Origin of the sequence: Actinacidiphila sp. bgisy167, assembly GCF_965342175.1 — a bacterium.
In the GTDB taxonomy this organism is placed as follows: Bacteria; Actinomycetota; Actinomycetes; order Streptomycetales; family Streptomycetaceae; genus Actinacidiphila.
Window position 1 is genome coordinate 1 of record NZ_CBDRBL010000069.1, and the last position, 25,026, is coordinate 25,026.

25 protein-coding genes, 1 pseudogene and 1 riboswitch are annotated in these 25,026 nt (G+C 73.2%); of the genes and pseudogenes, 13 read left to right on the forward strand and 13 right to left on the reverse strand.

Annotated features, from left to right (window positions below; all coding sequences use genetic code 11):
- Positions 1-22: 22 nt before the first annotated feature.
- Positions 23-499, reverse strand: coding sequence for an SAV_6107 family HEPN domain-containing protein (locus ACRWND_RS23155; RefSeq protein WP_431952447.1), 477 nt, complete (start codon positions 497-499; stop codon positions 23-25).
- Positions 500-869: 370 nt separating this feature from the next.
- Here ACRWND_RS23155 and ACRWND_RS23160 point away from each other — a divergent pair, with 370 nt between their 5' ends.
- From ACRWND_RS23160 to ACRWND_RS23170, 3 genes are all read left to right on the forward strand, one after another.
- Entirely contained in the window at positions 870-1,481 is a 612-nt protein-coding gene (locus ACRWND_RS23160) for a TetR/AcrR family transcriptional regulator (RefSeq protein ID WP_431952449.1), read from the forward strand.
- A 279-nt stretch (positions 1,482-1,760) separates the two neighbouring features.
- Positions 1,761-2,375, forward strand: coding sequence for a DUF4126 domain-containing protein (locus ACRWND_RS23165; RefSeq protein WP_431952451.1), 615 nt, complete (start codon positions 1,761-1,763; stop codon positions 2,373-2,375).
- Positions 2,376-2,385: 10 nt separating this feature from the next.
- Entirely contained in the window at positions 2,386-3,918 is a 1,533-nt protein-coding gene (locus ACRWND_RS23170) for a phytoene desaturase family protein (protein WP_431952453.1), read from the forward strand.
- A 125-nt stretch (positions 3,919-4,043) separates the two neighbouring features.
- Here ACRWND_RS23170 and ACRWND_RS23175 read toward each other — a convergent pair whose 3' ends face one another.
- The 5 genes from ACRWND_RS23175 to ACRWND_RS23195 all read right to left on the reverse strand — a co-directional run bounded on the left by ACRWND_RS23175 (position 4,044) and on the right by ACRWND_RS23195 (position 8,617).
- The gene (locus ACRWND_RS23175) at positions 4,044-5,012 is read right to left on the reverse strand and encodes a hypothetical protein (RefSeq protein ID WP_431952455.1); all 969 of its coding nucleotides are present in this window, start codon (positions 5,010-5,012) and stop codon (positions 4,044-4,046) included.
- Positions 5,013-5,068: 56 nt separating this feature from the next.
- Entirely contained in the window at positions 5,069-5,986 is a 918-nt protein-coding gene (gene metF, locus ACRWND_RS23180) for a methylenetetrahydrofolate reductase [NAD(P)H] (protein ID WP_431952457.1), read from the reverse strand.
- 198 nt (positions 5,987-6,184) lie between these two features.
- On the reverse strand, positions 6,185-6,892 hold the full coding sequence (thiE, locus tag ACRWND_RS23185) for a thiamine phosphate synthase (RefSeq protein WP_431952459.1): 708 nt from the start codon (positions 6,890-6,892) through the stop codon (positions 6,185-6,187).
- Positions 6,893-6,940: 48 nt separating this feature from the next.
- Positions 6,941-7,306: an Rv2175c family DNA-binding protein gene (locus ACRWND_RS23190; protein WP_431952461.1), complete on the reverse strand. Its 366-nt coding sequence runs from the start codon at positions 7,304-7,306 to the stop codon at positions 6,941-6,943.
- A gap of 150 nt (positions 7,307-7,456) precedes the next feature.
- Positions 7,457-8,617: an NAD(P)/FAD-dependent oxidoreductase gene (locus ACRWND_RS23195; protein ID WP_431952515.1), complete on the reverse strand. Its 1,161-nt coding sequence runs from the start codon at positions 8,615-8,617 to the stop codon at positions 7,457-7,459.
- A gap of 126 nt (positions 8,618-8,743) precedes the next feature.
- A riboswitch (TPP riboswitch) is annotated at positions 8,744-8,857 on the forward strand.
- Between ACRWND_RS23195 and thiO the strand changes: the two genes are divergently transcribed.
- The 6 genes from thiO to ACRWND_RS23225 all read left to right on the forward strand — a co-directional run bounded on the left by thiO (position 8,854) and on the right by ACRWND_RS23225 (position 14,768).
- Positions 8,854-10,023 (forward strand): glycine oxidase ThiO, encoded by a 1,170-nt coding sequence (gene thiO / locus ACRWND_RS23200; protein ID WP_431952463.1) that lies wholly within the window; start codon positions 8,854-8,856, stop codon positions 10,021-10,023. Its footprint overlaps the riboswitch before it by 4 nt.
- Positions 10,020-10,238: a sulfur carrier protein ThiS gene (gene thiS, locus ACRWND_RS23205; protein WP_431952465.1), complete on the forward strand. Its 219-nt coding sequence runs from the start codon at positions 10,020-10,022 to the stop codon at positions 10,236-10,238. Before thiO ends, thiS begins: the two co-directional genes overlap by 4 nt.
- A gap of 4 nt (positions 10,239-10,242) precedes the next feature.
- Positions 10,243-11,046 (forward strand): thiazole synthase, encoded by an 804-nt coding sequence (locus ACRWND_RS23210; RefSeq protein ID WP_431952467.1) that lies wholly within the window; start codon positions 10,243-10,245, stop codon positions 11,044-11,046.
- 285 nt (positions 11,047-11,331) lie between these two features.
- Positions 11,332-13,233 (forward strand): Stk1 family PASTA domain-containing Ser/Thr kinase, encoded by a 1,902-nt coding sequence (gene pknB, locus ACRWND_RS23215; protein WP_431952469.1) that lies wholly within the window; start codon positions 11,332-11,334, stop codon positions 13,231-13,233.
- Positions 13,221-14,123 (forward strand): deoxyribonuclease IV, encoded by a 903-nt coding sequence (locus tag ACRWND_RS23220; protein WP_431952471.1) that lies wholly within the window; start codon positions 13,221-13,223, stop codon positions 14,121-14,123. Before pknB ends, ACRWND_RS23220 begins: the two co-directional genes overlap by 13 nt.
- An 84-nt stretch (positions 14,124-14,207) precedes the next feature.
- Positions 14,208-14,768: a DUF4396 domain-containing protein gene (locus ACRWND_RS23225; protein ID WP_431952517.1), complete on the forward strand. Its 561-nt coding sequence runs from the start codon at positions 14,208-14,210 to the stop codon at positions 14,766-14,768.
- A 62-nt stretch (positions 14,769-14,830) separates the two neighbouring features.
- On the opposite strand, the gene ACRWND_RS23230 is transcribed toward ACRWND_RS23225, so the two are convergent.
- On the reverse strand, positions 14,831-15,445 hold the full coding sequence (locus tag ACRWND_RS23230) for a sulfite oxidase-like oxidoreductase (protein ID WP_431952473.1): 615 nt from the start codon (positions 15,443-15,445) through the stop codon (positions 14,831-14,833).
- A gap of 161 nt (positions 15,446-15,606) precedes the next feature.
- On the opposite strand from ACRWND_RS23230, the gene bfr reads away from it, so the two are divergent.
- The gene (bfr, locus tag ACRWND_RS23235; RefSeq protein WP_431952475.1) at positions 15,607-16,086 is read left to right on the forward strand and encodes a bacterioferritin; all 480 of its coding nucleotides are present in this window, start codon (positions 15,607-15,609) and stop codon (positions 16,084-16,086) included.
- 39 nt (positions 16,087-16,125) lie between these two features.
- On the opposite strand, the gene ACRWND_RS23240 is transcribed toward bfr, so the two are convergent.
- Both ACRWND_RS23240 and ACRWND_RS23245 read right to left on the reverse strand, forming a co-directional pair.
- Entirely contained in the window at positions 16,126-16,437 is a 312-nt protein-coding gene (locus ACRWND_RS23240; protein WP_431952477.1) for a (2Fe-2S)-binding protein, read from the reverse strand.
- A 127-nt stretch (positions 16,438-16,564) separates the two neighbouring features.
- Entirely contained in the window at positions 16,565-17,914 is a 1,350-nt protein-coding gene (locus ACRWND_RS23245) for a class II 3-deoxy-7-phosphoheptulonate synthase (RefSeq protein ID WP_431952479.1), read from the reverse strand.
- A gap of 278 nt (positions 17,915-18,192) precedes the next feature.
- Here ACRWND_RS23245 and ACRWND_RS23250 point away from each other — a divergent pair, with 278 nt between their 5' ends.
- Positions 18,193-18,711: a hypothetical protein gene (locus tag ACRWND_RS23250; RefSeq protein ID WP_431952481.1), complete on the forward strand. Its 519-nt coding sequence runs from the start codon at positions 18,193-18,195 to the stop codon at positions 18,709-18,711.
- 80 nt (positions 18,712-18,791) lie between these two features.
- Here the strand turns inward: ACRWND_RS23250 and ACRWND_RS23255 are convergent.
- A pseudogene (locus tag ACRWND_RS23255) lies at positions 18,792-19,406 on the reverse strand (DUF1772 domain-containing protein); the annotation flags it as partial.
- Positions 19,407-19,458: 52 nt separating this feature from the next.
- Here ACRWND_RS23255 and erm point away from each other — a divergent pair.
- Entirely contained in the window at positions 19,459-20,208 is a 750-nt protein-coding gene (erm, locus tag ACRWND_RS23260) for a 23S ribosomal RNA methyltransferase Erm (RefSeq protein ID WP_431952519.1), read from the forward strand.
- A 22-nt stretch (positions 20,209-20,230) separates the two neighbouring features.
- Here the strand turns inward: erm and ACRWND_RS23265 are convergent, their stop codons facing one another.
- The gene (locus tag ACRWND_RS23265) at positions 20,231-20,815 is read right to left on the reverse strand and encodes a Uma2 family endonuclease (RefSeq protein ID WP_431952521.1); all 585 of its coding nucleotides are present in this window, start codon (positions 20,813-20,815) and stop codon (positions 20,231-20,233) included.
- A 290-nt stretch (positions 20,816-21,105) separates the two neighbouring features.
- On the opposite strand from ACRWND_RS23265, the gene ACRWND_RS23270 reads away from it, so the two are divergent.
- Complete coding sequence (locus ACRWND_RS23270; protein WP_431952483.1) at positions 21,106-23,049, forward strand: anthranilate synthase family protein; 1,944 nt, start codon at positions 21,106-21,108, stop codon at positions 23,047-23,049.
- A gap of 93 nt (positions 23,050-23,142) precedes the next feature.
- Here the strand turns inward: ACRWND_RS23270 and ACRWND_RS23275 are convergent, their stop codons facing one another.
- Together ACRWND_RS23275 and ACRWND_RS23280 are read right to left on the reverse strand one after the other, a co-directional pair.
- On the reverse strand, positions 23,143-23,802 hold the full coding sequence (locus tag ACRWND_RS23275) for a uridine kinase family protein (RefSeq protein WP_431952485.1): 660 nt from the start codon (positions 23,800-23,802) through the stop codon (positions 23,143-23,145).
- 131 nt (positions 23,803-23,933) lie between these two features.
- Entirely contained in the window at positions 23,934-24,962 is a 1,029-nt protein-coding gene (locus ACRWND_RS23280) for a 6-phosphofructokinase (RefSeq protein WP_431952487.1), read from the reverse strand.
- Between the last annotated feature and the right edge of the window lie 64 nt (positions 24,963-25,026).

The following is a 25,026-nucleotide window of genomic DNA, read 5'->3' on the forward strand; positions in this document are numbered from 1 at the left end:
GGGCCGCCGCCCCGGCGGCCGATCAGGCGGGGCGGCCGGTCCGCCGCCCGTCCGGAACGGGTCGCAGCGCCGGCATGCGCTCCACGAGCCGCAGGAACGTCTCCGACGCGCGGAGGAGGTCGTCGGCCTCGCGGGCGCCGGCCGCGCCCTGGATACCGGCCTCTGCGCGGGCGCGCCGACCGGCCCCCGCTTCGAACAGAGCGCTCCACTCGGCCAGTTCGGGCGCGACCTCGGGGAGGACCTCCCACGCGCTGCGTATCCGCTGGCGGCCCCGCCTGGTGCCTTCCGGGCGGCCGCGCACCGCGAGGACGGCCGCCGCGGTACGCAGCGCGGCCAAGTGGGCGGTGACGAAACGGTCGTTGGCGCTCTCCAGGACAGCCGCCTCCTCAAGGCCCCGCCGGGCCTGGGCGAACAGGTCGAGGGCGGCCGCGGGGGCGGTGGTCCTGCGCGGAACGGGGTGGACGTCGGCGGCGCTGCCGCTGAGGCCTGGCGCGGTCATCGCATACCTCCTGTCTGGGACGTGTCCGACACTTCCCTGCCTTCCTCACTCATCGTGAAGCACACCACTGACAATCGCTGTGACCTGCACACTTTGGCCGCGGGCCACCGACGGCGCCCGGAATTCGCGGTCCGACGACCCCGTCGGGTACCTTTTTTGCACTGACCGGTCAGTTCAGGAAAGGGGCGCCCCCTGTGAGCACCCGGGCGTCAGGAGGCGCAGCAGGGGCCGACGTGCGCCGCGGACGCCGCGTGCGCCTGGCGGAGCGATTCCCTGACGGGAGCGCAGGCACGGCATACCCTCCAGCCCCGCCCCGCAGAGACTTCGTCTCCTCCCGCCCGCAGAGCGGGCGATCCACGAAGGGAACCCGATGAACAGCGCACGACGGCGGGCCACCCGGCAAAGGCTCTTCGCGGCCGCGGTCACGCTCATCGCCGAGCAGGGTTTCTCCGCCACCACGGTCGACGAGATCGCCGAGCGGGCCGGGGTGGCCAAGGGGACCGTCTACTACAACTTCGGCAGCAAGAACGAACTCTTCGAAGAGCTGCTACGGCACGGGGCCGGTTTGCTGACGGCCTCCCTGCGGGAGGCCGGCGCGGAGGTCGTGGCGCGCGGTGGCGGCCACGTGGACGCCGTCGACGCGATGACCCGGGCGGGTCTCGCCTGCATCGCCGCATACCCGTCCTTCACGCGGCTGTACGTGGCCGAGCTGTGGCGGACCAACCGTCCCTGGCAGGGCACGCTCATGGTGCTGCGCAAGGAGGCGGTCGCGGTTGTGGAGCAGGCACTGGACGACGCGGTGGCGGCGGGCGAACTCTCGGAGGAGACCGATGTGCCGCTCACGGCGGCCGCCCTGTTCGGGATGGTGCTCGTCGCGGCGCTGGACTGGTTGTCCTTCCAGCCCGAGCGTTCGATCGACGACGTGCACGCTGCCCTGTCGCGGCTCCTGCGGGGACGCCTCGCGGGGGACGCCCGCGCCTGAGCCCCGTGCGACGGCACGCCGCCCGGAGCGGCCCGATCCCCCGTCGGGCCGTTCCAGGACGGCACCCCCCGCGCACCGGCCGGGCGCCGCGCCGTTCCGCCGCCCCGTGTCGGCGGTGCCGGCGCCGTGCCCTTCCGTTGCCTCCACCTTGGCCTGCGGGCCGGTCCGGCCTCATCCGCGCGGATACTCAATCCGGGTCCTGAGTACGGATACTCACTGCCTGAGCCGCGGCGCTCCAATGAGGCGGCGCCGCCCGGGGTTTGGGTAGCATCACGGCCCATGTCGGTACTTCCGCTCGTGTTCACCAGCGGCTGGGCGAGTGGGATCAACGCCTACGCCGTGGTCTTCCTCCTGGGCCTGATGGGCGCCACGGGTCTCAGCGACGACATTCCGCCGGCTCTGGAGCGCCCCGACGTCCTGATCGTCGCGGGCGTCCTGTTCCTGTGCGAGGCGGTGGCGGACAAGATCCCCTATGTGGACAGCACATGGGACGCCGTCCACACGGCGATCCGGCCCGTCGCCGGAGGCGTGGTGGCGGCCCTGCTGGCCGGTCAGGACGGTTCGCTGCCGCAACTGGCGGCGGGCGCGGTCGGCGCGACCACGGCGCTGGTGAGCCATCTGGTGAAGGCCGGACTGCGGTTGGGCGTCAACACCTCGCCGGAGCCCGCGAGCAACATCGTGATCAGCCTGGCCGAGGACGCCGGCGTCGCCTCGATCATCGCCTTCGCGGTCTTCCACCCGGTGGCCGCGGCGAGCATCGCAGCCGCACTGCTGGTGGTGGGCATCGCCCTGGTGTTCTTCGTACAGTCGCGGATCCGCCGCGCCTGGCAGCGCTGGAGGGCCTGGAGGGAACGCCGCAGGCCGGGTCGCGGCGTTGTCGGCGGCTGGGGTTAAAGTCCCCTTCATGGCACGGATTGCGGTGATCGGCGCCGGGATGGGCGCCATGGCTGCCGCCGCCCGGCTCGCTACGGGCGGGCACCGGGTGGCGGTGTACGAACGAACCGGCACCCACGGAGGTGCGGTGCGGCGCCTGGAGCGGGCGGGTTTCGGGTTCGACACCGGCCCCGGTCTGCTGCACCTGCCCGCGGTCTACCGCGACCTGTTCGTCAAGACCGGCCGGGAGAGCCTGGAGGAGAGCGTCGCCCTCCGCCAGGTCGACCCGGCGAGCCGCCATGTCTTCGCCGACGGCACCTCCGTGTCGCTGCCCAACGCGTCGCGCGGCGGGGTGGTCGCGGCCCTCGACGAGGCCCTCGGCAGCGGCGCGGGCGAGCGCTGGAGCGAGTTGCTGGTGCGGGCCCGGGAGGTATGGGACGCCACGCGCCGGCCGCTGCTGGAGGACGCGCTCGCGCGCGACGCCTCCCCGCTCGGCCGCGATCCGTATCCGGCGCCTCCCGTACGCCGAGGCCTCCTCCGGCGCGGCGCGGCACCCGCCTTGGCCGACGTGGCCCGCCGCGAGCTGGCCGATCCGCGACTCGCCGCGCTGCTCGGCTCCTACCCCTTGGCGTACGGTTTCGACCCGCGCACCGTGCCCGCGAGCGCCGCGGTGCTGCCGTACATGGAGCAGACCTTCGGCAGCTGGTATGTGCGCGGGGGCATGCGGGCACTGGCCGACGCCGTGCAGGAGCGGTGCGTGGCACGGAGAGTGGAGTTCCACTTCGGGACCGTGGTGGCGGGGATCGTGGTGAAGGACGGCCGCGCGGCCGGCCTCGAACTCGCCGACGGTACAAGGGTCGACGCCGACACCGTGGTCGCCGGGGTGGCTCCCTGGCTGCTCCCCCCGTTGCTGTCGGACGGCTCCGGCGACACCTGGCCGGCCGCCCGGGTGTGGGACGGCCTCGGCCCCGGCCCCCGCTGCGAGGGCCCCGCACGCCTGACGGTCTGCCTGGCGCTGCGCGGTGCGCGGCCCGCGGACGCGGCGCACCGTACGGTCGTCCACACCGAGGACCTCGAGGCCGAGGCGGCGGCGCTGGCGCGCGGCGAGTTGTACGACCGCCCGACGGTCACGGTGCTGCGCCCCGACGACGACACGCTGCGGCCCGACGACGCCTCGGAGTCGGTCACGCTCGGCGTCACGGTCCCCCCGCACGGCTCCTCGGGAGTGGACTGGCGGGCGCCGGGCCTGGCCGAGCGCGCCGCGGACGCGGTGCAGGCGGCCGCTGCGGCGGTACTGCCGGACCTGCCGGAACGCCTGCTGTGGCGGGCCGTGCACACGCCCGCCGACACCGAGGAGGAGACCGGCACTCCGGGCGGACGACTCCCCCGCCCCGCCCTCGCCGGCGCGCAGGGAGCGCACCTGCACCCCGGCAACCGGCTGCTCGTCCCGGGTCTGTACCAGGTGGGCGGTTGGTCCCACCCCGGCGGCGGCCTCGCCCACACGGGCATGTCCGGCGCCATCGCCGCCGACCACATAGCGGGCGGCCCGGGCGGCAGCCGCTGAGACCGCCCCTGCCCGCGAGGCACCGGTGAACACCCCTCCCCGCCGAGGAGGTTGAGGTGCCGACGGCCGGCCGGACGTCCGGCCGGAGCGGGCCCGTCGTCGCCGACGGGCCCGCGACCCAGTCGCTAGTTGTACCGGTAGGGGTCGTACGGGTCGTACTGCCCCTGCCCCTGCCCCTGCTGGTCGTAGGAACCCTGCTGCGGGATGTAGGGCTGCTGCTCCCCACCCTGCTGCGGCACCCACACGCCGCCCGCCGGGGTGTCGTAGCCGTACTGCTGCTGAGGGGCGCCCTGGCCCTGGTTCTGGCCCTGGTTCTGGCCCTGATAGGGGTCCTGGTAGCCACCGTAGGCCGCCTGCTGCTCCCAGCCACCGGTCTGCTGCTGCCCGTAGGCCTCGTACGAGGCGGCGGCGGGCTGCTGTTGCTGCTGACCGCCGTTCCAGTCGCCGTAGCCGGTGGTGGCCTCGTAGCCCTGGTAACCGGCGCCCGCGCCGGCGTACGGGTCCTGGGCGTAGGAGGGCTGGGCCTGGTTCGGCTGCCCGCCGTACATCGGGTACTCGCCGCTGTCCTCGTGCATCGGCATCGGCTGGTAGACCTGCGTGGAGTCCATGCCGGCAGGCGCCGCGGCGGCAGGGCCGGCGGCGGTGTGGGCGGCCTGGGCATCGTAGGGCTGCCCGGCACCCGCACCGGCGGGGGCCTCGACGCCGGGCTCCTCGTACGGGGGCGCCACGCCGTCGGCGGGCGCCTCCTCGTGCTGCGCGTCCCGGCCGCGGCGACCGGCGCCCCGACGCGGCTGCGGTGCCGCGTCATCGTCGTCGTCCTCGCCGTCACCATGGCCCTTGGGCGCCTTGAGCGCCCAGCCCTCGACGAAGCCGCGGCGGTAGGAGAGGGTGACGAAGGTCTGGCCGACGCCGAAGGCGATGGCTCCCGCCGCGATGACGAGGATCGAGGGCAGGGTGACGCCCAGGACGACGCCGAGGAATCCCGCGAAGGCCAGCAGCCGCCATCTCAACCGCGCCTTGTACTGCAGGAGCACTTCACCGAGCAGCCACAGCGCGACCACCCCGAAGGCGATGTAGAGCACTGCGTAGGCCATGCGCGCACTTCCTCACCATTCACCGTCGTCGGCCAACCAGGGCGGCTGTTCCGCCCTTACGACCTCTGGTGCAGTCCCAGATTCTCGTAGATCTCCAACGACGCCGTGGAGTGATTAAGGGTAATGAAGTGCAGCCCCGGGATGTCCTCGGCCATCAGCCGCCGACACATCTCGGTCGCGTACTCGACCCCGATCGCCCGCACCGCGGCCGGATCGTCGTTGACCGCGAGGATACGGTCCGCAAGCTCTTGCGGGAAAGGCGCGTTGCCGAGCTGGGCGAAGCGCTCGATCTGCCGCACGTTCGTGACCGGCATGATCTCGGGGATGATCGGGGTCTCGCAGCCGGCCTTCTCGACCCGGTCACGCAAGCGCAGGTAGTCCTCGGGGTTGAAGAACATCTGGGTGATGGCGTAGTCCGCGCCCGCCCGGCACTTCTCGACGAAGTGACGCGTATCACTTTCCCAGTCGGTCGAGCGGGGGTGCATCTCGGTGAAGGCGGCCACGCCCACGCAGAAATCGCCCGACTCCTTGATGAGCCGCACGAGTTCGTAGGCGTAGTCGACACCTTCCGGGTGCCGCTGCCACTCCCCCATGGGGTCGCCGGGCGGGTCGCCGCGCAGCGCGAGCATGTTGCGGATGCCGGCGTCCGCGTACTGGCCGATGATGTTCCGCAGCTCGGCGACGGAGTGGTTGACCGCGGTCAGATGCGCCACCGGGGTCAGGGTGGTGTCGGAGGCGATGCGTTCGGTCGCCCGGACGGTGCCCTCGCGCGACGTGCCGCCGGCGCCATAGGTGACGGAGACGAAGGTCGGGCCCACCGCCTCGATGCGGCGGATCGCGTTCCACAGGGTCCGCTCGCCCTTCTCGGTCCTCGGCGCCATGAACTCGAAGGAGTACGAGCGCTCGCCGGAGGCCAGCAGCTCACGGATGGTGACCGCGTGATCGGTTCTGGTGGAGGCGGTTCCGAGGGCCATGCGCCTCAGGCTAGTGGCGCGGGGTCCGGCGCCCCAACAGCGGCGCCCAAACGTCCATTCCTTGGACAGTCCGCGCTCGCGACGCGGGACGGATCCCCGGCCGCCCCCGTGCCCTGCGCACCGCGACCCCAGCGCGCCGCCGTACGGCCCTCTCACGCCCCCGTACGGCCCGCGTGAGCCCCCGCCCCGGCCGCGGGCTCAGTCGTCGTAGGAGCGCACCCGCTTGGCGAGCTCGGCCGCCGCGGCGCCCGGGTCGTCCGCCTCGGTCACGGCGCGGACGACCACGATGCGGCGGGCCCCGGCGTCGAGCACCTGCTCCACGGTGGACAGGTCGATGCCGCCGATCGCGAACCACGGGCGGTCCGTCCCCAGGCCCGCCGTGTAGCGGACCAGGCCGAGGCCGGGGGCGGGTCGGCCGGGCTTGGTGGGGGTGGGCCAGACCGGCCCGGTGCAGAAGTAGTCCGCACCGGGCTCCACGGCGGCAGCGGCCGCCTCGGCCTCGGAGTGGCAGGACCGCCCGATGACCACTTCCTCGCCGAGGATCGCGCGGGCGGCCGGCACCGGCAGGTCGCCCTGGCCCAGGTGCAGGACGTCCGCCCCCGCGGCGTGCGCGACGTCGGCGCGGTCGTTCACCGCGAGCAGCCTTCCGTGCCGTCGGCACTCCTCCGCGAGCACCGCCAGGTACTCCAGCTCCTCGCGGGCCTCCAAGGCCTTGTCGCGCAGCTGGATGACGTCCACCCCGGACGCCAGCACGGCGTCCGCGAACGCCGCGAACTCCGCCAGGCCCCCATGGCGCTTGCGCGCGTCGGTGCACAGGTAGAGCCGGGCGCCGGCGAGCCGGGCCCGGCTGCTGCCGGGCGCGCCGGCAGAACTGCTGCTCGTGCTGGTGCTCACGGGCGTGCTCATGCGAGCGGTCCCCCTCGGGTGGCTGCTGTGGGTACGGCGGGTCGGGCGTCAGACGGCGAGCGCCTGGGCGCGGCGCTTCACCTCGGTGCCGCGGTTGTCACGCAGCGCCTGGACGGGGGTGCCGGGCAGGCTCTCGTCCGGGGTGAACAGCCACTCCAGTGCCTCCGCGTCGCTGAACCCGTCGTCCTTGAGCAGGGTGAGGGTGCCCGCGAGGCCCTTCACGATCTTGCCCTCGCCGATGAAGTCGGCGGGGATCATCAGCACCCGGTTCTCACCGCGCCGCACGGCGATGAGCTGGCCTTCCTTGATGAGCTGGCGGACCCGGGTCACCTCCACGCCGAGGCGCTCGGCGACGTCGGGGACGTACAGCCAGGAGGGAACGAGGGAGTCAATCTTTGCGTCGATCTCGGTCACAGGACAAGCGTGCCATCCCGGACCGACACGATGGAACCGCTCGGCCCACCCGTTGCTCCGTCCTGACGCGTACGCCGCGCCCCTGAGGCCCGTGGACGCGGTCCGCGCGGTCCGCAGGCCCCCTGCCCCGGGCCGCGGGTCGACCGCGGGTCAGACGACCGCGGCCCGGAGCTGCACCGCCGGGTCGGCCGCCAAAGCCTCGTCGACGCGGGCGCCGCGGGCGATGAGCTTGCGGGCCTGGGCCAGGTCACGGGGCCGCCCGACGGCGAACAGCGCGACCAGCCGGCCCTCGCGCAGCCACAGCACCGACCAGGCGGGGCCGTCCGGGTCGCCGCGCAGCAGCATGGGATCGGCGTCCCCGTGGTGTCCGGCGTACTGCACGAAACGCCCGAACTGCTCCGACCAGAAATAGGGGACGGGATCATAGGTCTCGTCGCCGCCCAGGATGTTCGCTGCCGCGGTGCGCGGCCCCTGCACCGCGTTGTCCCAGTGGTGGATCAGCAGCCGTTCCCCGTACCGGGCCGACGGGAAGGACGCGCAGTCCCCGACGGCGTACACGTCCGGCGCCGAGGTGCGCAGCCGGTCGTCGGCGAGGACCGAGCGGTCCGGCCCCAGCGCGACGCCGGAACCGGCCAGCCACCCGGTGGCGGGCCGCGCGCCGATCCCGACGACGACCGCCTCGGCGTCGAGCACGGTGCCGTCGGTGAGGCGTACGGCTCCCGCCTCGACGGAGGAGACGACCGCGCCGGTGCGCAGCTCGACGCCCTCCTCCGCGTACCAGCCGCGCATCCGTTCGGCGATGTGCGCGGGCAGCACCCCGGCGAGCGGCCGGTCGGCGGCCTCGACGACGGTCACCTCGCACCCCGCGTGGCGTGCCGCGGTGGCGAACTCGGCGCCGATCCAGCCCGCGCCGACCACCACGACCCGGTTCCGGTTCTCCAGCACCGGGCGCAGCGCGGTGGCGTCGTCCAGGGTGCGCAGCACATGGACGCCGGGCGTGCCCTCGCTGCCGGGCAGCATGACCGGCTCGGCACCGCTGGCCAGGACGAGCTTGTCGTACGCGACCGGGCCGCCGTCGGTCCGGACCTGCCGCTCTTCGGGGCGCAGGGCGACGGCCTGCCGGCCGAGCAGCAGTTCGACGCCGATGCCGGCGAAGTCCACGTCGAGTGCCGGGCCCTCCTCGGCGCCGAAGAGCACGCCCTTGGACAGCGGCGGCCGGTCGTAGGGGGCGTGCCGTTCCGCGCCGATCAGTGTGATCGTGCCGCCCCATCCCTGCTCGCGCAGGGAGACCGCGGTCTGGACTCCGGCCATCCCGGCCCCTACGACGACGGCGCGCTGCCCGCTGCTGCTGGTCACGCGATCACCGTAGCGCCGCGGGGGCGCCGCCCGCCGTACCGGTGCCCTACTCGCCGCGGACGGCGCGTACTAATGTGGGTGGGGAGTACTCGCGGGAGCCCGGCGCACCGGGCTGAGAGGGCGGCTGGAGCGGCCGCCGACCGTACGAACCTGATCCGGGTCATGCCGGCGAAGGGAGGAGCGGGAACATCATGCACCGTCATGACACCCGTGACGTGGTCCATGACGTCGTCGTGATCGGCGGCGGGATCATCGGGCTGGTCACCGCGTGGCGGGCCGCCCAGCAGGGCCTGCGCACCGTGGTCGCGGACCCGGAACCGGGCGGCGGGGCCGCCCGGGTGGCCGCGGGGATGCTGGCCCCGGTCACGGAGGTGCAGTACGGCGAGCAGGCGCTGCTGGAGTTCAACCTCGCCGCGGCCGCCCGCTATCCGTCCTTCGTGGCGGAGCTGGAGGAGAGCACGGGGCTGGGACTCGGGTACCGCACCTGCGGCACCCTGGCCGTCGCCCTGGATGCCGACGACCGCGCGCAACTGCGCGAACTCCACGCCTTCCAGCAGTCCTTGGGTCTCGCATCCGAGTGGCTCGGCGGCCGTGAGTGCCGCCGCCTGGAACCGATGCTCGCCCCCGGCGTGCACGGCGGCCTGCGGGTCGACGGCGACCACCAGATCGACCCCCGGCGGCTGGCGGCGGCACTGGTGCGCGCCTGCGAGCACGCCGGCGTGGACTTCCGGCGCTCGCGGGTGGCGAGGGTGGAGGTCGTGGCCGACCGCGCGCAGGGGGTCGTCCTGGAGGACGGCAACCGGATCGCCGCGGGAGCGGTGGTGCTGGCCGCCGGCAGCCTCAGCGGCCGGATCGAGGGGCTGCCCGCGCGGGTACTGCCGCCCGTACGGCCGGTGAAGGGGCAGGTGCTGCGGCTGCGGGTGCCGCCGGCGTACGCGCCCTTCCTCTCGCGGACGGTGCGGGCCGTGGTCCGCGGCGGCCACGTCTACCTGGTGCCGCGCGAGAACGGCGAACTGGTCGTCGGCGCCACCAGCGAGGAGATGGGCTGGGACACCACCGTCACCGCCGGCGGGGTGTACGAACTACTCCGCGACGCCCACGAGTTGCTGCCCGGCATCACCGAACTCCCGCTGGCCGAGACGCAGGCGGGGCTGCGTCCGGGCACGCCCGACAACGCCCCGCTGCTCGGCCGCGCCGCGCTCGAGGGACTGGTACTCGCCACCGGCCACCACCGCAACGGCGTCCTGCAGACCCCGCTGACCGGCGACGTCATGGCCGACGTCCTCACCGGGTCGCAGCCGCCCGCCCTGGCACGGCCCTTCTCCCCCGACCGTTTCGCCCTCCAGGAGCAGCCCGCATGACCGCGCCCCTCCTTGTGTCCGTGTCCGTCAACGGCGAGGTGCGGGAGGTCGCCGAGGGCGTCACCCTCGACCGCCTCGTCGCGACCCTGACCGCCGCCCCCTCCGGGGTGGCGGCGGCGCTCAACGAGACGGTCGTCCCGCGCGCGCAGTGGCCGGCGACCGCGCTGTGCGACGGCGACCGCGTCGAGGTCCTCACCGCAGTCCAGGGAGGCTGACCCCATGGCCGACGACCCGCTGACCATCGGCGGCACCGCCTTCGACTCCCGGTTGATCATGGGCACGGGCGGTGCTCCCAGCCTGGAGGCCATGGAGCAGGCGCTGCTCGCCTCCGGGACCGAGCTGACCACCGTCGCGATGCGGCGGCTGGACCCCACGGTCCAGGGGTCGGTGCTGTCGGTGCTCGCCCGGCACGGCATCCGCGTCCTGCCGAACACCGCCGGGTGCTACACCGCGGGCGAGGCCGTGCTCACCGCGCGCCTGGCTCGGGAGGCGCTGGGCACCGACTGGGTCAAGCTGGAGGTGATCGCCGACGAGCGCACCCTGCTGCCCGACCCTGTGGAGCTGCTGGACGCCGCGGAGACCCTCGTGGAGGACGGCTTCACCGTGCTGCCCTACACGAACGACGACCCGGTGCTCGCCCGGAAGCTGGAGGACGTGGGTTGTGCGGCGATCATGCCGCTGGGCTCACCCATCGGCTCGGGGCTCGGCATCCGCAACCCGCACAACTTCGAGCTCATCGTCGAGCGGGCGGCGGTGCCGGTGATCCTGGACGCGGGGGCGGGGACGGCCTCGGACGCGGCGCTGGCGATGGAGCTGGGCTGCTCGGCCGTCATGCTGGCCTCCGCCGTCACCCGGGCGAGGGAACCGGTGCTCATGGCGGAGGCGATGCGGCACGCGGTCGAGGCCGGCCGCCTGGCGTACCGGGCCGGACGCATCCCCCGCCGTCACCATGCGACCGCCTCCTCGCCCACCGCGGGGGTCGCCGCGTTCGACCCGGAGCGTCCGGCCTTCGGCGCCTCCTGACCGGCGGCAGGCGACGCGGCCGCGCCGTGCGCGGAATCCGCGCACGGCCGGCGCGGCACCGTGCCGGACCGGGACGGGCGCACGGCCGCGAGCGGGACCGCAGCCGCACCGCCGCCGGGGACCGGCCGCCAGGATCGCCCACCGCCCGGCACCGCCACCGGGACCGCCCGGTGCCGACCCCCCGCCGGACCCGTGTCACGGGCCGGTTGCGGTACGACACGGGTGGGGTACAACCTGGGCGGCTTAGCCCAGAAGGGTCATGTAGGCACCGTAAAATGCACCTTCGTGGACAGGACGCTGCAGGACCCGCTCGTCGGGCAGACGCTCGACGGCCGCTACCGGGTGGAGTCCCGGATCGCGGTCGGCGGCATGGCGACGGTGTACCGGGCCCTGGACACCCGCTTGGACCGGCCTCTGGCCCTGAAGGTCATGCACCCCGCGCTGTCCGCCGAACCCGGCTTCGTGGAGCGCTTCATCCGCGAGGCGAAGACCGTCGCACGCCTCGACCACCCCAATGTGGTGCAGGTCTACGACCAGGGCGCCGACGACACCTATGTCTACCTGGCCATGGAGTACGTCGCCGGCTGCACCCTCCGCGACGTGCTGCGCGACCGCGGGGCGCTGCCGCCCCGCGCCGCGCTCGACATCATGGAGCCGGTGCTCGCCGCGCTCGGCGCGGCGCACCGCGCGGGGCTGGTGCACCGGGACATGAAGCCGGAGAACGTCCTCATCGGCGACGACGGCCGCGTCAAGGTGGCGGACTTCGGCCTGGTCCGGGTGGCGGGCACGCACACCAGCACCTCCACCAGCGGCGTCCTCGGCACGGTCTCGTACATGGCGCCGGAGCAGGTCGAGAGCCTCACGTCCGACGAACGCACCGATGTGTACGCGTGCGGGGTGCTGCTCTACGAGATGCTCACCGGCGTCAAGCCGCACCGCGGCGGGTCGCCCGCACAGGTCGTCTACCAGCTGGTGAACGAGGACGTGCCCGCCCCGTCCGCCACCGCCCCCGGACTGCCCCCGCAGCTGGACGCGCTGGTGGGCGAGGCGACCGCGCGCGCCGCCGCCCGGCGCCCGGCCGACGCCGCGGAGCTGCTGCGACGGCTGCACGCGGCGCGCCAGGGCATGACGCCCGAACAGCTGGACCTTGTGCCGCCGGCCGCACGCACCGCCGGACCCCTTTCCGCCGTCGTGCCCGCCGGTTCCGAGGAGCCGACGGCGGTGGTGCACCGCACCGCGCGCCTGGAGCTGCCGCCCGAGCCGACCCGGCCGCAGCCCCGGACGGCGGCCCGGCCCGCGTCGCGGTCCCGCAGGCGACCCGGTGCGGTCGCGGTCGTGACGTCCCTGCTGCTGATCCTGGGGGTCGGCGCGGGCGTCTGGTACATCAACGACGGGCAGTTCACCAGGACCCCCGCCGTCGTCGGGCTGCCCCGGGCGCAGGCGGAACGCCAGCTGCGCGAGGCCGGGCTGGACGTCGAGGTCGTCGAGGCCTTCGACCCCGCCATGAGCAAGGGGAAGGTGGCCTCCACCGACCCGGGCACCGGTGAGCGCATCCGGGGCAACGGCACGGTGACGATCACCGTGTCCAAGGGCCCGGAACGGGTCAAGGTCCCCGGCGTCGCGGGAGAGGAGCTGGCCGAGGCCGAGCGCCTTCTCAAGGCCGCGGGCCTGAGCCCGGGGACGGTCTCCAAGGAGTTCAGCGACGAGGTGTCGCGGGGTCGGGTGATCTCCACCGACCCGGGCTCGGGTGCCGAGAGGCGGCCGGGCTCGGCCGTGTCGCTGGTGGTCAGCAAGGGAGCGCCCGTCGACGTCCCCGACCTGGTCGGACAGCCGCTGGAGGACGCCCGCCGGCAGCTGGAGGACGCCGGGCTGAAGGTGAAGGTGGCCCCGCGGCGGGTCTTCTCGGACCAGGCGGACGAGGGCGCGGTCGCCGGTCAGTCACCAGGCGCGAGCACGCGGCTGGCGGCCGGCGACACGGTCACGCTGACCGTCTCCAAGGGGCAGGAGATGGTCCGGGTGCCCGAGGTGGAAGGCTTGGACGTCGACGAAGCGAAGGCGAAGCTGGAGGCCGCGGGCTTCGACGTCCGTGTGATCCAGTTCTTCTTCACCGGCCAGGTCAACAACCAGTCGCCGGCCGGCGACACCGAGGCACCGAAGGGCAGCACGATCACACTGTGGGTGCGATAGCCACATCCGGGGGCGGCGCCGCCGCGCTCCGCAACCCCGTGGGGGGCCATGTCGCGGTGGCCGGCGGGCTGGCCGCCACCGGGCTGGCGGAGGCCGCGCGGATGGGCGCCGAGACCGTGCAGGTCTTCGTCGCCAACCCCCGCGGCTGGGCGACCCCGCCCGGCAGTCCGCGGCAGGACGCGGAGTTCCGCGACCACTGCGCCGCGCAGGGCGTTCCGGCCTACGTCCACGCGCCATACCTGATCAACTTCGGTTCGCACACCGAGGCGACCGTCGACCACTCGGTCGCCTCGCTGCGCCACTCGCTGCGCCGGGCACGGGAGATCGGCGCCCTGGGCACGGTCGTGCACACGGGCTCGGCGACCGGCGGCCGTTCCCGGGCCACAGCGCTCGCGCAGGTGCGGGAGCGGATGCTGCCGCTGCTGGAGGAGCTGACGCACGAGGACGACCCGTGGCTGCTGCTGGAGCCGACCGCGGGGCAGGGCTCCTCGCTCTGCTCGCTGGTGGAGGACCTGGGTCCGTACTTCGACGCCCTGGACCACCACCCGCGGCTCGGGGTCTGCCTGGACACCTGCCACGTGTTCGCGGCCGGGCACGACCTGTCGGCGGCCGGAGGGGTCAAGGCCGCACTGGACGCGCTGGTGGCGACGGTCGGCGAGGGACGCCTGAAGCTGATCCACGCCAACGACTCCAAGGACGTCGTCGGCGCCCACAAGGACCGGCACGAGAACATCGGCGCCGGTCACATCGGCGCCGCCGCCTTCGGGGAGCTGTTCCGGCACCCTGCCACGGAGGGTGTGCCGCTGATCGTGGAGACACCGAACGGCGGACCCAAGGGCACCGGCATGGCCCGCGACGTGGCCCTGCTGAAGTCGCTGCGCGGTGCGTGAACCAGTGCCGGAATACCCCAGGGGGGTATACGGTTGTCACGGGTGAACGGCACGACGAGCCGGCACGATCTCTGGGGACGCAGGATGGAGCACGTCGAGCACTTCCACCGGGACCACCACGACACCGCGCAGCACGACGACCCGCACCACCACGACACCGCGCAGCACGACGACCCGCACCACCACCAGGGCCACGGCCGCGGCGCCGGCTCGGCCTCGTGGGGCACCGCCGCCCTGGCCACGCTGCACTGCCTCACCGGCTGCGCCATCGGCGAGATCCTCGGCATGGCGATCGGCACCGCCCTCGGCTGGCACGACGCCCCGACGATGGTCCTGGCGATCGCGCTGGCCTTCGTCTTCGGCTACGCGCTCACCGTACGCGGCGTCCTCCGCGCCGGCCTCGGCCTGCGCAGCGCCGTACGGGTGGCGCTGGCCGCCGACACCGTCTCGATCCTCTTCATGGAGATCGCGGACAACGGGACGATCCTGCTGCTCCCGGGCGCGATGGAGGCCACGCTCTCGGACGCGCTGTTCTGGGTCGCCCTCGCCCTGGCGTTCGCGGTCGCCTTCCTGGTGACCGCTCCGGTCAACAAGTGGATGATCGGCCGCGGCAAGGGCCACGCGGTCGTGCACCACTACCACTGACCGGCAGCGGCGAGAGTTGGGCAGGGGGCCTGGCGCGAGGTCGGCGGCAGGGTCGGGGGCGGCTACAACTCCGGCCCGTCGCCGGGCTCCTCCTGGTAGGAGTAACGCTGCTCGTTCCAGGGATCGCCCAGGTTGTGGTAGCCGCGCTCCTCCCAGAAGCCGCGGCGGTCGGACGTCATGTACTCCACGCCCCGGACCCACTTGGGGCCCTTCCAGGCGTAGAGGTGGGGCACGATCAGCCGGACCGGGAAGCCGTGCTCCGCGGTCAGCGGCTCGCCACCGCGGTGGGTCGCGAATATCGACTTGGGGTCGGCGAAGTCGTCCAGCCGCAGGTTGGAGCTGAAGCCGTACTCGGCCCAGATCATGACGTGCGTGACGTCCGGCGCGGGGGGCGCGAGCCGCAGGATCTCGGCGGCGGACACGCCGCCCCACTCGACCCCGAGCACGCTGAACCTGGTCACACAGTGGAAGTCGCCCATGACCGTCGTGTACGGCAGCGCGGCGAACTCCTCGTGGCCCCAGGCGCGTTTGGCGCCGTCGGCCGTGGCGCCGAAGACCTGGAACTCCCACCGCTCGGGCTTGAACCTGGGCACCGGTCCGTAGTGGGTCACCGGCCAGCCCCGCTGGATCCGCTGCCCGGGAGGAAGCTCTCCTTCGCGGCGTTCGGACTGACCCATGCGTCCATGGTGACAGACCGAATGCAGTGCTCACGACCAGCACCCGGCCAAAGTATGACAGCAGGGGTCAGAAGAGTAAGTGTGGACTTACTGGATCACTACCACCGCCGATGCGAAGATGCGCCCAATGTGCCCATTCCTCCGGAAAGGACGGGCTTGCCATGCAGGGCGACCCCGAGGTCATCGAGTTCCTGAACGAACAGCTGACGGGCGAGCTGACGGCGATCAACCAGTACTTTCTGCACTCCAAGATGCAGGAGAATTTCGGCTGGACGAAGCTCGCCGCGTACACGCGGCGCGAGTCCTTCGACGAGATGAAGCACGCCGAGGTGCTGACGGACCGCATCATCTTCCTCGAGGGACTGCCGAACTACCAGCGGCTCTTCCACGTCCGGGTGGGGCAGACCGTCACCGAGATGTTCCAGGTCGACCGCCAGGTCGAGGTCGAGGCGATCGACCGCCTAAGGCGCGGCATCGAGGTGATGCGGGCGAAGGGCGACATCACCTCGGCCAACATCTTCGAGGACATCCTCGCAGACGAGGAGCACCACATCGACTACCTGGACACCCAGCTCGAGCTGATCGAGAAGCTCGGGGAGCCGCTGTACATCGCTCAGGTCATCGAGCAGCCCGACAGCTGAACGGACCGGACCGCCCGCGGCCGGGGCCGGCCGGTCGCCTCAGGCGGCGCCGGCGGCCGCGGGCAGCGGAACCGTGACCGGCAGCGGCACGGGCAGGGGCAGGGGCAGCGCGGGCGGGACCGGCCGGGGCGCGGACGAGGGAGCGGGCTGCGCGGGTGTCGCGGTCTCGAGCTTCGTCCGGGTGACGCCACCCGCGCCACGGCCGAGAATCGCCTGTATCCGGCGCACACAGGAACCGCAGTCCGTGCCGGCCTTGCAGGCGGAGGCGATCTGGCGAGGGGTGCAGCGACCGGCGTCCGCATGCTGCTTGACCTGCTCTTCGGTGATGCCGAAGCATGAGCAGACGTACACGGTTCACCGCTCTCGTCATTCCGGTCTGAGGTAAACCTAACCTTACCGCCGGAACCGGTGGCTGAAAACCGACGAGGGGCGCGGATCGGTGTGATCCGCGCCCCTCTCACGCCCGCAAGGGGACGGCCTAGTGGCCGCGGTACATCTCCGCCACCAGGAAGGCCAGGTCGAGCGACTGGCTGCGGTTGAGCCGCGGGTCGCAGGCCGTCTCGTAGCGCTGGTGCAGGTCGTCGACGAAGATCTCGTCGCCGCCGCCCACGCACTCCGTCACGTCGTCGCCGGTCAGTTCGACGTGGATGCCGCCGGGGTGGGTGCCGAGGCCGTGGTGCACCTCGAAGAAGCCCTTGACCTCGTCGAGCACGTCGTCGAAGCGGCGCGTCTTGTGGCCCGAGGCCGCCTCGAAGGTGTTGCCGTGCATCGGGTCGCACACCCACGCGACCTGGGCGCCCGAGGCGGTGACCTTCTCCACCAGGTTCGGGAGCAGGTCGCGCACCTTGCCCGCGCCCATGCGCGTGATGAAGGTCAGCCGGCCGGGCTCGCGCTCCGGGTCCAGCCGGTCGATCAGCGCCAGCGCTTCCTCGGGCGTCGTCGTCGGGCCGAGCTTCACGCCGAGCGGGTTGCGGATCTTCGAGGCGAACTCGATGTGCGCGTGGTCGAGCTGACGGGTGCGCTCACCGATCCACACCATGTGGCCGGACACGTCGTACAGCCGGCCGGTACGCGAGTCCACACGGGTCAGCGCCGACTCGTAGTCGAGCAGGAGCGCCTCGTGGGAGGCGTAGAACTCGACGGTCTTGAACTCCTCCGGGTCCGCGCCGCAGGCGTGCATGAAGTTGAGCGCGCCGTCGATCTCCCGGGCGAGGGCCTCATAGCGCTGCCCGGACGGCGAGGAGCGGACGAAGTCCTGGTTCCAGGCGTGCACCTGCCGCAGGTCGGCGTAGCCGCCGGTGGTGAAGGCCCGTACGAGGTTGAGCGTCGCGGCGGAGGCGTGGTACATCCGCTTCAGGCGCTGCGGGTCCGGCACGCGGGCCACTTCGGTGAACTCGAAGCCGTTGACCGAGTCGCCGCGGTACGTGGGGAGGGTCACCCCGTCCCGGGTCTCGGTCGGCTTCGAACGCGGCTTGCTGTACTGGCCGGCGATCCGGCCCACCTTCACGACCGGCACGGACCCGGCATAGGTGAGAACGGCGCCCATCTGCAGCAGCGTCTTCAGCTTGTTGCGGATCTGGTCGGCCCCGATCTGGTCGAAGGCCTCGGCGCAGTCGCCGCCCTGCAGCAGGAACGCCTCACCCCGGGCGACAGCACCCAGGCGGTCGCGCAGCTGGTCGCACTCGCCTGCGAAGACGAGCGGCGGATACGACTCGAGCTCCGCGATCACTTCGCGCAGAGCCTCGGGATCCGGATACTCAGGCTGCTGCGCCGCGGGCAGTGAGCGCCAGGTCTGACGCCCGGCGATGGTTTCAGCGTTCACGGTCACGATGCCCACATTACGCGCTCGTGTCCGTTCCCTTGCCCTCTGGCCGGAAGATGAGACGACCGGGTGGACCATGCCGAGCCCTGTCCCAGGCGCCCGGAGCGGCCGCGGTGGCCGGAAGTGCGCGCGCTCGCGGGGCCGGCACACCGGCGCCACCCGGCGCCGGCCGGCGGCGGTCCGGCCCGCGCCCGAGCCCGGAAGGTCCACCCGGTGAGCCGGACCTCGGCCGGGGCATACGCTCGGCCCGCTCGCACACGGGGCCGAGAGAGGGGACCGCCGCCATGCCCACGCCGTCCGGGACGTTCACCTACGTCGGACCGCAGGACCTCCGCGCCGCCGTCGTCCGACCGGGCGCGGCGGGCCGCGCGGTGCGCGCACCGGACGACCTCCGGGAGTGGCTGGAGGGCGCCGCAGCCGCCAAACGCGAGGAGCCCTTCACGTACGTCGTGGACCCGGCCGGCACGCTCCTGCTCGCGCCGCGCCGCAGCGAGCACGTGGCGTGCGCCGGGGGCGGGCCCGTCCTCGCCGCCGGAGAGATCGCGTTCGCCGCACGGGAGGACGGCGGTTGGGAGGTGAGCGAGGTCAGCAACCAGTCGACCGGATACTGCCCCGACCCCGAACCCTCCTGGCCGGCCCTGGCGGCAGCCCTCGACCGCGCCGGGCTCGCCCGCCCCGGTTGGTTCACGCAGGCGGTCGTCTTCCGGCACTGCCCCCGCTGCGGCGAGCGCAACCTCGTCAAGGACGACGACTTCACATGTGCCCTGTGTGCCGCGCCGCTTCCGCGGCGACCCGGCCGCTGAGCACGAGCGCCCAGGCCGAGCAGCCCAGCGCGCCCGTGCAGGAGCGTGCGCACCAGGTTCCAGCGGACCCACGCCGCCTCGAACCGCTCGCGCACGTCGGCGATGTCCGCCCGGCGCGCGGGGTCCCCCGCCGCGTCCAGACTTTCGTTCAACGGGATGCTGACGCCGAAGGTGACGGCGAGCACCGCCAGGTAGAGCGCGGTCGCGGCGATCACCCACGGGAGCGGACCGCGGCCGTCCTCGCCGAGACAGAGCGCCACAGCGGCTCCCAACAGCAGCAGCGACCCGCCGAAGGCCAGCAGGAACCAGCCGTTTCGGATGGCGACATTGATGCGCTGCATCGCCTCGACGAGCGTGCGGTCGGCGGTCTTGGCCAGACCCGGCATGACTGCGACGGAGAAGGCGAAGAACAGCCCGGCCATGAGGCCGACGGCGACGGTGGCCGCGACGAGGACGGCGTCTCGGGACGTCATGGGCCCAGTGAAGCAGCGCGCGGGGAGACCGGACAGGGCCCGAACGCGCCTTTGCCGTGGGCGCGCGGGCTCCGGGACCGCGGAACAACCCGGGTCGGACCGCGGAAAACCAGGTGCGGAGCCGAACGGCGTCCCGATAGCGTGCGGGCCATGGGTTGCACCTACTACATCAGGCTGCGCCGGGCATAGCCGCGGCGCTCTTCGCCGCGGCATCGGGTCCATCGTCGGAACCTCTCATGTCGCGGAGTGCACACCCATGCCTCACCACCGATCCATGGTGGGCGGCCGGCACGAGCTCGGCCAGAACTTCCTCACCGACCGCGGGGTCATCGCCTCCATCGAGGCCCTTGTCGCCGCCACCAGCGGACCGATCGTCGAGATCGGCCCCGGCGACGGCGCGCTGACCCTCCCCCTCAGCCGTACCGGCCGCCCCCTCACGGCCGTGGAGATCGACCCCGGGCGCGCCCAGCGCCTCCAGCGGCGGCTGCCGCGCGGGGCCCATGTCGTCAACGCCGACGTCCTGCGCTACCGCTTCCCGCGCGAGCCGCACGTGATCGTCGGCAATCTGCCCTTCCATCTGACGACCACCATCATGCGGCGGGTCCTCGCCGCCGACCGGTGGGAGTCCGCGGTGCTGCTCGTCCAGTGGGAGGTCGCCCGCCGCCGGGCGGGCGTCGGCGGCGCCAGCATGCTCACCGCCTCCTGGTGGCCCTGGTACGGCTTCGCCCTCCACTCCCGCGTCCCCGCGCGCGCCTTCCGCCCGGTGCCCTCGGTCGACGGCGGCCTGCTCAGCATGACCCGGCGCCCGGAGCCTCTCGTCGGCGACCGCCGCGCCTACCAGGCCTTCGTTCAGAGGGTGTTCACCGGCCCGGGACGCGGTCTGCGCGAAGTCCTCGGCCGCACCGGGCACTTCGACGGCGCGGCGCTGCGCGCCTGGCTGCGTGCTGAACGCGTCCCCCCGTACGCCCTCCCCAAGGACCTCTCGGCCGAGCAATGGGCGTCGCTGTGGCGACTCGTGCGGTGAGCCGACCCGGCGGGAGAGCCGGCTACAGCCGCTCGATCCCGCCGAGGTCGATGTCCACGGCGAAGGGCACGGACACCTTGAGCCGGTCGTGGTGGATGCCGGTGGCGACGTAGGTCCCGGTGGCCGGCTCCCGTTCGAAGACGTAGACGACCGGGAGCCGGCCCTCGCCCTTCTCGACCCGCCAGAAGTGCGGGATGCCCGCCTCGGCGTACAGCTGCGGCTTGCGCTTGCGGTCCCGCTCCTCGGAGTCGGGTGAGACGACCTCGACGACCAGCACGGCGTCGGATGCCTGGTACCCCGTCTCGTCCGCGCCGTCGCTCGCGGCCTCGGCCCGCACCAGGACGAGGTCCGGCTCGGGCCGGTTGCGCCGGTTCAGGACGACGCTCATCTCCCGCCGTACCCGCAGCGTCTCCGGGGCCGTCGCCCGCAGACCCTGCTCCAGCAGGTACATGGCCGGCGAGTGGAAGCTCTTCTGCGGGCTCACGAACACCAGGCTCCCGTCGATCAACTCCGTGTGCGGCGGGAGGTCGGGAATGCGGTCCAGGTCGTCCGAGGTGAAGCCGCCACGCGGCGGAATCGCCCAGGCCGGCAGCGGTTCGGCGGTCATGGTTCCTCCCATGGACGGGATTCTGGACGCATCCCCGAGCGTACCGGGGCCGTATGTCCCACCGTGCCCCGAAAGCGTGAGACGCCGCCGCCGGGTCACCGGTGGATGGGTTAGGGTGCGGAACATGTACGCACAGCAGACGCACCTGCAGTGGTGGTGGACCGCGGATCCGGCGGCCCACTAGCAGCGCGTACGCACAGCCAGACGCTCAGGCCGCCGAAGGGCGGCCTTCGGCGTTCCTGCGGCCGTCCTTCCCCCCGCCTTTCTCACGAAGACCGGAAGGAACCGCCGTGGAGAACCGCGATCCCCGCACCGCACCCCCCGCCGCCGCACTCGTGGAGCGGCTGCTGGACCCCGCGTGCCCGCCCTTCGCGCTGCTGCGGCGCAGGGCGCCCGGCCGCGACGCGGACACCGTCGAGGTGCTGCTCGGCCCCGTCGGGACGGCGGAGCTGCTGACCGGCATCACGCTGCCCACCGGGCCCCCCGAGGGAGCCCGGCCCGCGGTGGACGCGCTGGCACTGGTGCCCTTCGCGCAGATCAGGGAGCGCGGCTTCGAGGTGCGCGACGACGGGACGCCGCTGCTGGTGCTCCGCCCCCAGGAGACGTACGAGCTGCCGCTGCCCGAGCTCATGGCGGCCCTGCCCGCGCACGCCGTGCAGGTCGAGGGCGGGGCCTTCGACGTCGACGACCACACCTACGCCGGGATCGTGGAGCGCGTCATCGCGGACGAGATCGGACGCGGCGAGGGTGCCAACTTCGTCATCCGGCGCACCTTCCGCGGCACGATCCCGGGGTTCGCGGCCGTCGACGCGCTCGCGCTCTTCCGGCGGCTGCTCGACGGCGAGCGCGGCGCCTACTGGACGTTCGTGGTGCGCACGCCCGAGCGGACGCTGGTCGGGGCGAGCCCGGAGGTGCATGTGCGGATGGCGGGCGGCACGGTCGTCATGAACCCCATCAGCGGCACCTACCGCTACCCCGCTCAGGGGCCGGACGCCGAGGGGCTGCTCGCCTTCCTGCGCGACGCCAAGGAGGTGGAGGAGCTGACGATGGTCGTGGACGAGGAACTCAAGATGATGTGCACCGTCGGCGACCTCGGGGGCGTCGTCGTGGGGCCGCGCCTGAAGGAGATGGCGCACCTGGCGCACACCGAGTACGAGCTGCGCGGCCGCAGCACCATGGACGTGCGGGACGTCCTGCGCGAGACGATGTTCGCGGCGACGGTCACCGGCTCGCCGGTGCAGAACGCCTGCCGGGTGATCGAGCGCTACGAGCCCGGCGGCCGCGGCTACTACGCGGGCGCGCTGGCGCTGATCGGGCGGGACGCGGGCGGCGCGCAGACACTGGACTCGCCGATCCTCATCCGCACGGCGGACATCGACGCCAAGGGCGTGCTGAAGGTGCCCGTCGGCGCGACGCTGGTGCGCCGCTCCGACCCCTACGCGGAGGTCGCCGAGACGCACGCCAAGGCGGCGGGAGTGCTGGCGGCGCTGGGGGCGCGGCCTGGAGGCGCGCCGCGGCCGGCCGACGAGGACCGCCCGCGCCTCGCGGACGACATCCGGGTGCGGGCGGCGCTGGACTCCCGCCGGGCGAACCTGGCGCCGTTCTGGCTGCGGATGCGGACGGCGGAGCCCGCCGATCCGGCCGGGCACGCACTCGTCGTGGACGGCGAGGACACCTTCACCGCGATGCTCGCGCATGTGCTGCGGTCGTCCGGGCTGCAGGTCACCGTGCGGCGCTTCGACGAGGCCGGGCTGCGCGAGACGGCTCTGACGCATCGGGGCCCGGTCGTCCTCGGCCCGGGGCCAGGCGACCCGTGCGACACCGCCGACCCCAAGATGGCGCTTCTGCGGGGCCTCACCGCCCAACTCGTCCGCGGCCACCGGCACGGCCTGCTCGGGGTCTGCCTCGGCCACGAACTGATCGCCGCCGAGCTCGGCCTCGACATCGTCCGCAAGCGCGTCCCCTTCCAGGGCGCGCAGACGCGGATCGACCTGTTCGGACGGGCCGAGACCGTGGGGTTCTACAACTCCTTCACCGCCCGCTGCGACGACGCGGCAGCCGAAGAGCTCGCCATGCACCGGGTCGAGCTGAGCCGCGACCCGGCCACCGGCGACGTCCACGCACTGCGCGGCCCGGGCTTCGCGGGCGTCCAGTTCCACCCGGAGTCGGTGCTGACGCTGCGCGGCCCGGCGATCGTGGCGGAACTCCTGGCAGGGGTGGCGGTCGCCGGTTAGCGACGGGCGCGCGGGACCGTGGCCCGGCCCCGCGCGTGCGCTGCGCTCCGGGTGCGACGTCGCGCCGCCCTGCCGTCCGTGCCTGGCCGCAGGTCAGACGGCGGCCGCCGGCAGGTGGCGCGTGCGGGAGGCGGCGGCGCGGGGCCGCCGCGGGCGGGCGGGGAGTTGGTCGGGCACGGCCTCGGGGGCGGGCGCCGGCACCGGGCCGATCAGGCCCAGGACGGCGGCCAGCATGTCCGGGCCCTCGGTGGTGCCGTCGACCACCAGGTCGGCCAGCGCCCGGGAGGGCGCCACATGGACGGCGTGCCGCTCCCGGCCGCTCTGCAGGTAGTTCAGCAGGGACAGCCGCGGGTCCTGCCGCTGCACCTCGATCTTGCGCAGGATCTTGCGGGCCAGCCGGATGTCGTCGGGGGCGTCCACGTACACCCGCCAGTCGGCCCGCTCCCGCACCGAGGCCAGGGCCAGGGCGAACAGACCCTCGACGACCACGAGCCGGACGCCGGGCCGCGCCAGCGCCGCGTCGATCGCGGCGCTGACGGCGGCTTCGTCGATGGAACCGGGATGGTTCCAGTCGAGGATGGCGTGCCCGCCGGCGCTGACCGTCCACACGCCCCTCAGGGGATCGTGCGCGGGCACGTAGTAGTCGTCCAGATGGACCAGTGCGATGCTCTCGGGACACTGCAGCGACAGGGCCTCGGCAAGGGTTGACTTGCCGGATGCGGTGCCGCCTGCGACCGCCAGTACACCCGCCATTCCGGGCGCTCCTCATGTGCTCAAAGGGGATAAACGAAGCGGCCGGACAAGCCGGGTGCAGGGAATGTACGGCCGCGTGATCGCCCATGGCAAGCGGTGGAAGCGCAGACGGCGCCGAGGAAACGCGGTGTTTACCCGAAGAAGACGCCGGCCTCGGTGTAGAGGCTCGGATCGACCGTCTTGAGCTGGGTCGTCGCGTCGCGGAGCGGGACGCGGACGATCTCCGTGCCGCGCAGGGCCACCATCGTGCCCCAGTCCTGGTCGCGGACCGCGTCGATGGCGTGGAGGCCGAAGCGGGTGGCGAGCCAGCGGTCGAAGGCGCTGGGGGTGCCGCCGCGCTGGACGTGCCCGAGCACGGTGGTGCGGGCCTCCTTGCCGGTGCGCCGCTCGATCTCCTTGGCGAGCCATTCGCCGACGCCGGAGAGGCGGACGTGTCCGAAGGAGTCGAGCGACTGGTCCTTGAGCACCATGTCGCCGTCCTTCGGCATGGCGCCCTCGGCGACCACGACGATGGGCGCGTAGCGGATCTTGAAGCGGCTCTCCACCCAGGCGCAGACCTGGTCGAGGTCGAAGCGCTGCTCGGGGATGAGGATCGCGTTGGCGCCGCCGGCGAGGCCGGAGTGCAGGGCGATCCAGCCGGCGTGGCGGCCCATCACCTCGACGACGAGGACGCGCATGTGCGACTCGGCGGTGGTGTGGAGGCGGTCGATGGCCTCGGTGGCGATGTTGACGGCCGTGTCGAAGCCGAAGGTGTAGTCGGTGGCCGCCAGGTCGTTGTCGATGGTCTTGGGGACGCCGACGCAGGGCACGCCGTACTCGTCCGACAGGGCGGTGGCGACGCCGAGGGTGTCCTCGCCGCCGATCGCGACGAGGGCGTCGACCTCGTACTTGGCCAGGTTCTCCTTGACGCGGCGCACGCCGTTCTCCGCCTTCAGCGGGTTCGTGCGGGACGAGCCGAGGATCGTGCCGCCGCGCGGGAGGATGCCGCGCACGGCGGGGATGTCGAGCGGCACGGTGTCGCCCTCGAGGGGGCCGTGCCAGCCGTCCCTGAATCCGGTGAACTCGTATCCGTACTCCTGGACTCCCTTGCGCACGATGGCCCGGATGACCGCGTTGAGCCCGGGGCAGTCTCCGCCGCCGGTCAGCACGCCAACTCGCATGATCCATCCCTTCCGGTTCGCACCTTTTGCCTGCGTCCACGACGCTAGCGTGACCGGCATCACA

Coding starts and splice junctions, on each gene's coding strand:
- ACRWND_RS23155 (WP_431952447.1), bottom strand. CDS start 499: ATGACCGCGCCAGGCCTCAGCGGCAGCGCCGCCGACGTCCACCCCGTT.
- ACRWND_RS23160 (WP_431952449.1), top strand. CDS start 870: ATGAACAGCGCACGACGGCGGGCCACCCGGCAAAGGCTCTTCGCGGCC.
- ACRWND_RS23165 (WP_431952451.1), top strand. CDS start 1,761: ATGTCGGTACTTCCGCTCGTGTTCACCAGCGGCTGGGCGAGTGGGATC.
- ACRWND_RS23170 (WP_431952453.1), top strand. CDS start 2,386: ATGGCACGGATTGCGGTGATCGGCGCCGGGATGGGCGCCATGGCTGCC.
- ACRWND_RS23175 (WP_431952455.1), bottom strand. CDS start 5,012: ATGGCCTACGCAGTGCTCTACATCGCCTTCGGGGTGGTCGCGCTGTGG.
- metF (WP_431952457.1), bottom strand. CDS start 5,986: ATGGCCCTCGGAACCGCCTCCACCAGAACCGATCACGCGGTCACCATC.
- thiE (WP_431952459.1), bottom strand. CDS start 6,892: ATGAGCACGCCCGTGAGCACCAGCACGAGCAGCAGTTCTGCCGGCGCG.
- ACRWND_RS23195 (WP_431952515.1), bottom strand. CDS start 8,617: ATGGCCGGAGTCCAGACCGCGGTCTCCCTGCGCGAGCAGGGATGGGGC.
- thiO (WP_431952463.1), top strand. CDS start 8,854: ATGCACCGTCATGACACCCGTGACGTGGTCCATGACGTCGTCGTGATC.
- thiS (WP_431952465.1), top strand. CDS start 10,020: ATGACCGCGCCCCTCCTTGTGTCCGTGTCCGTCAACGGCGAGGTGCGG.
- ACRWND_RS23210 (WP_431952467.1), top strand. CDS start 10,243: ATGGCCGACGACCCGCTGACCATCGGCGGCACCGCCTTCGACTCCCGG.
- ACRWND_RS23225 (WP_431952517.1), top strand. CDS start 14,208: ATGGAGCACGTCGAGCACTTCCACCGGGACCACCACGACACCGCGCAG.
- ACRWND_RS23230 (WP_431952473.1), bottom strand. CDS start 15,445: ATGGGTCAGTCCGAACGCCGCGAAGGAGAGCTTCCTCCCGGGCAGCGG.
- bfr (WP_431952475.1), top strand. CDS start 15,607: ATGCAGGGCGACCCCGAGGTCATCGAGTTCCTGAACGAACAGCTGACG.
- ACRWND_RS23250 (WP_431952481.1), top strand. CDS start 18,193: ATGCCCACGCCGTCCGGGACGTTCACCTACGTCGGACCGCAGGACCTC.
- erm (WP_431952519.1), top strand. CDS start 19,459: ATGGTGGGCGGCCGGCACGAGCTCGGCCAGAACTTCCTCACCGACCGC.
- ACRWND_RS23265 (WP_431952521.1), bottom strand. CDS start 20,815: ATGACCGCCGAACCGCTGCCGGCCTGGGCGATTCCGCCGCGTGGCGGC.
- ACRWND_RS23275 (WP_431952485.1), bottom strand. CDS start 23,802: ATGGCGGGTGTACTGGCGGTCGCAGGCGGCACCGCATCCGGCAAGTCA.
- ACRWND_RS23280 (WP_431952487.1), bottom strand. CDS start 24,962: ATGCGAGTTGGCGTGCTGACCGGCGGCGGAGACTGCCCCGGGCTCAAC.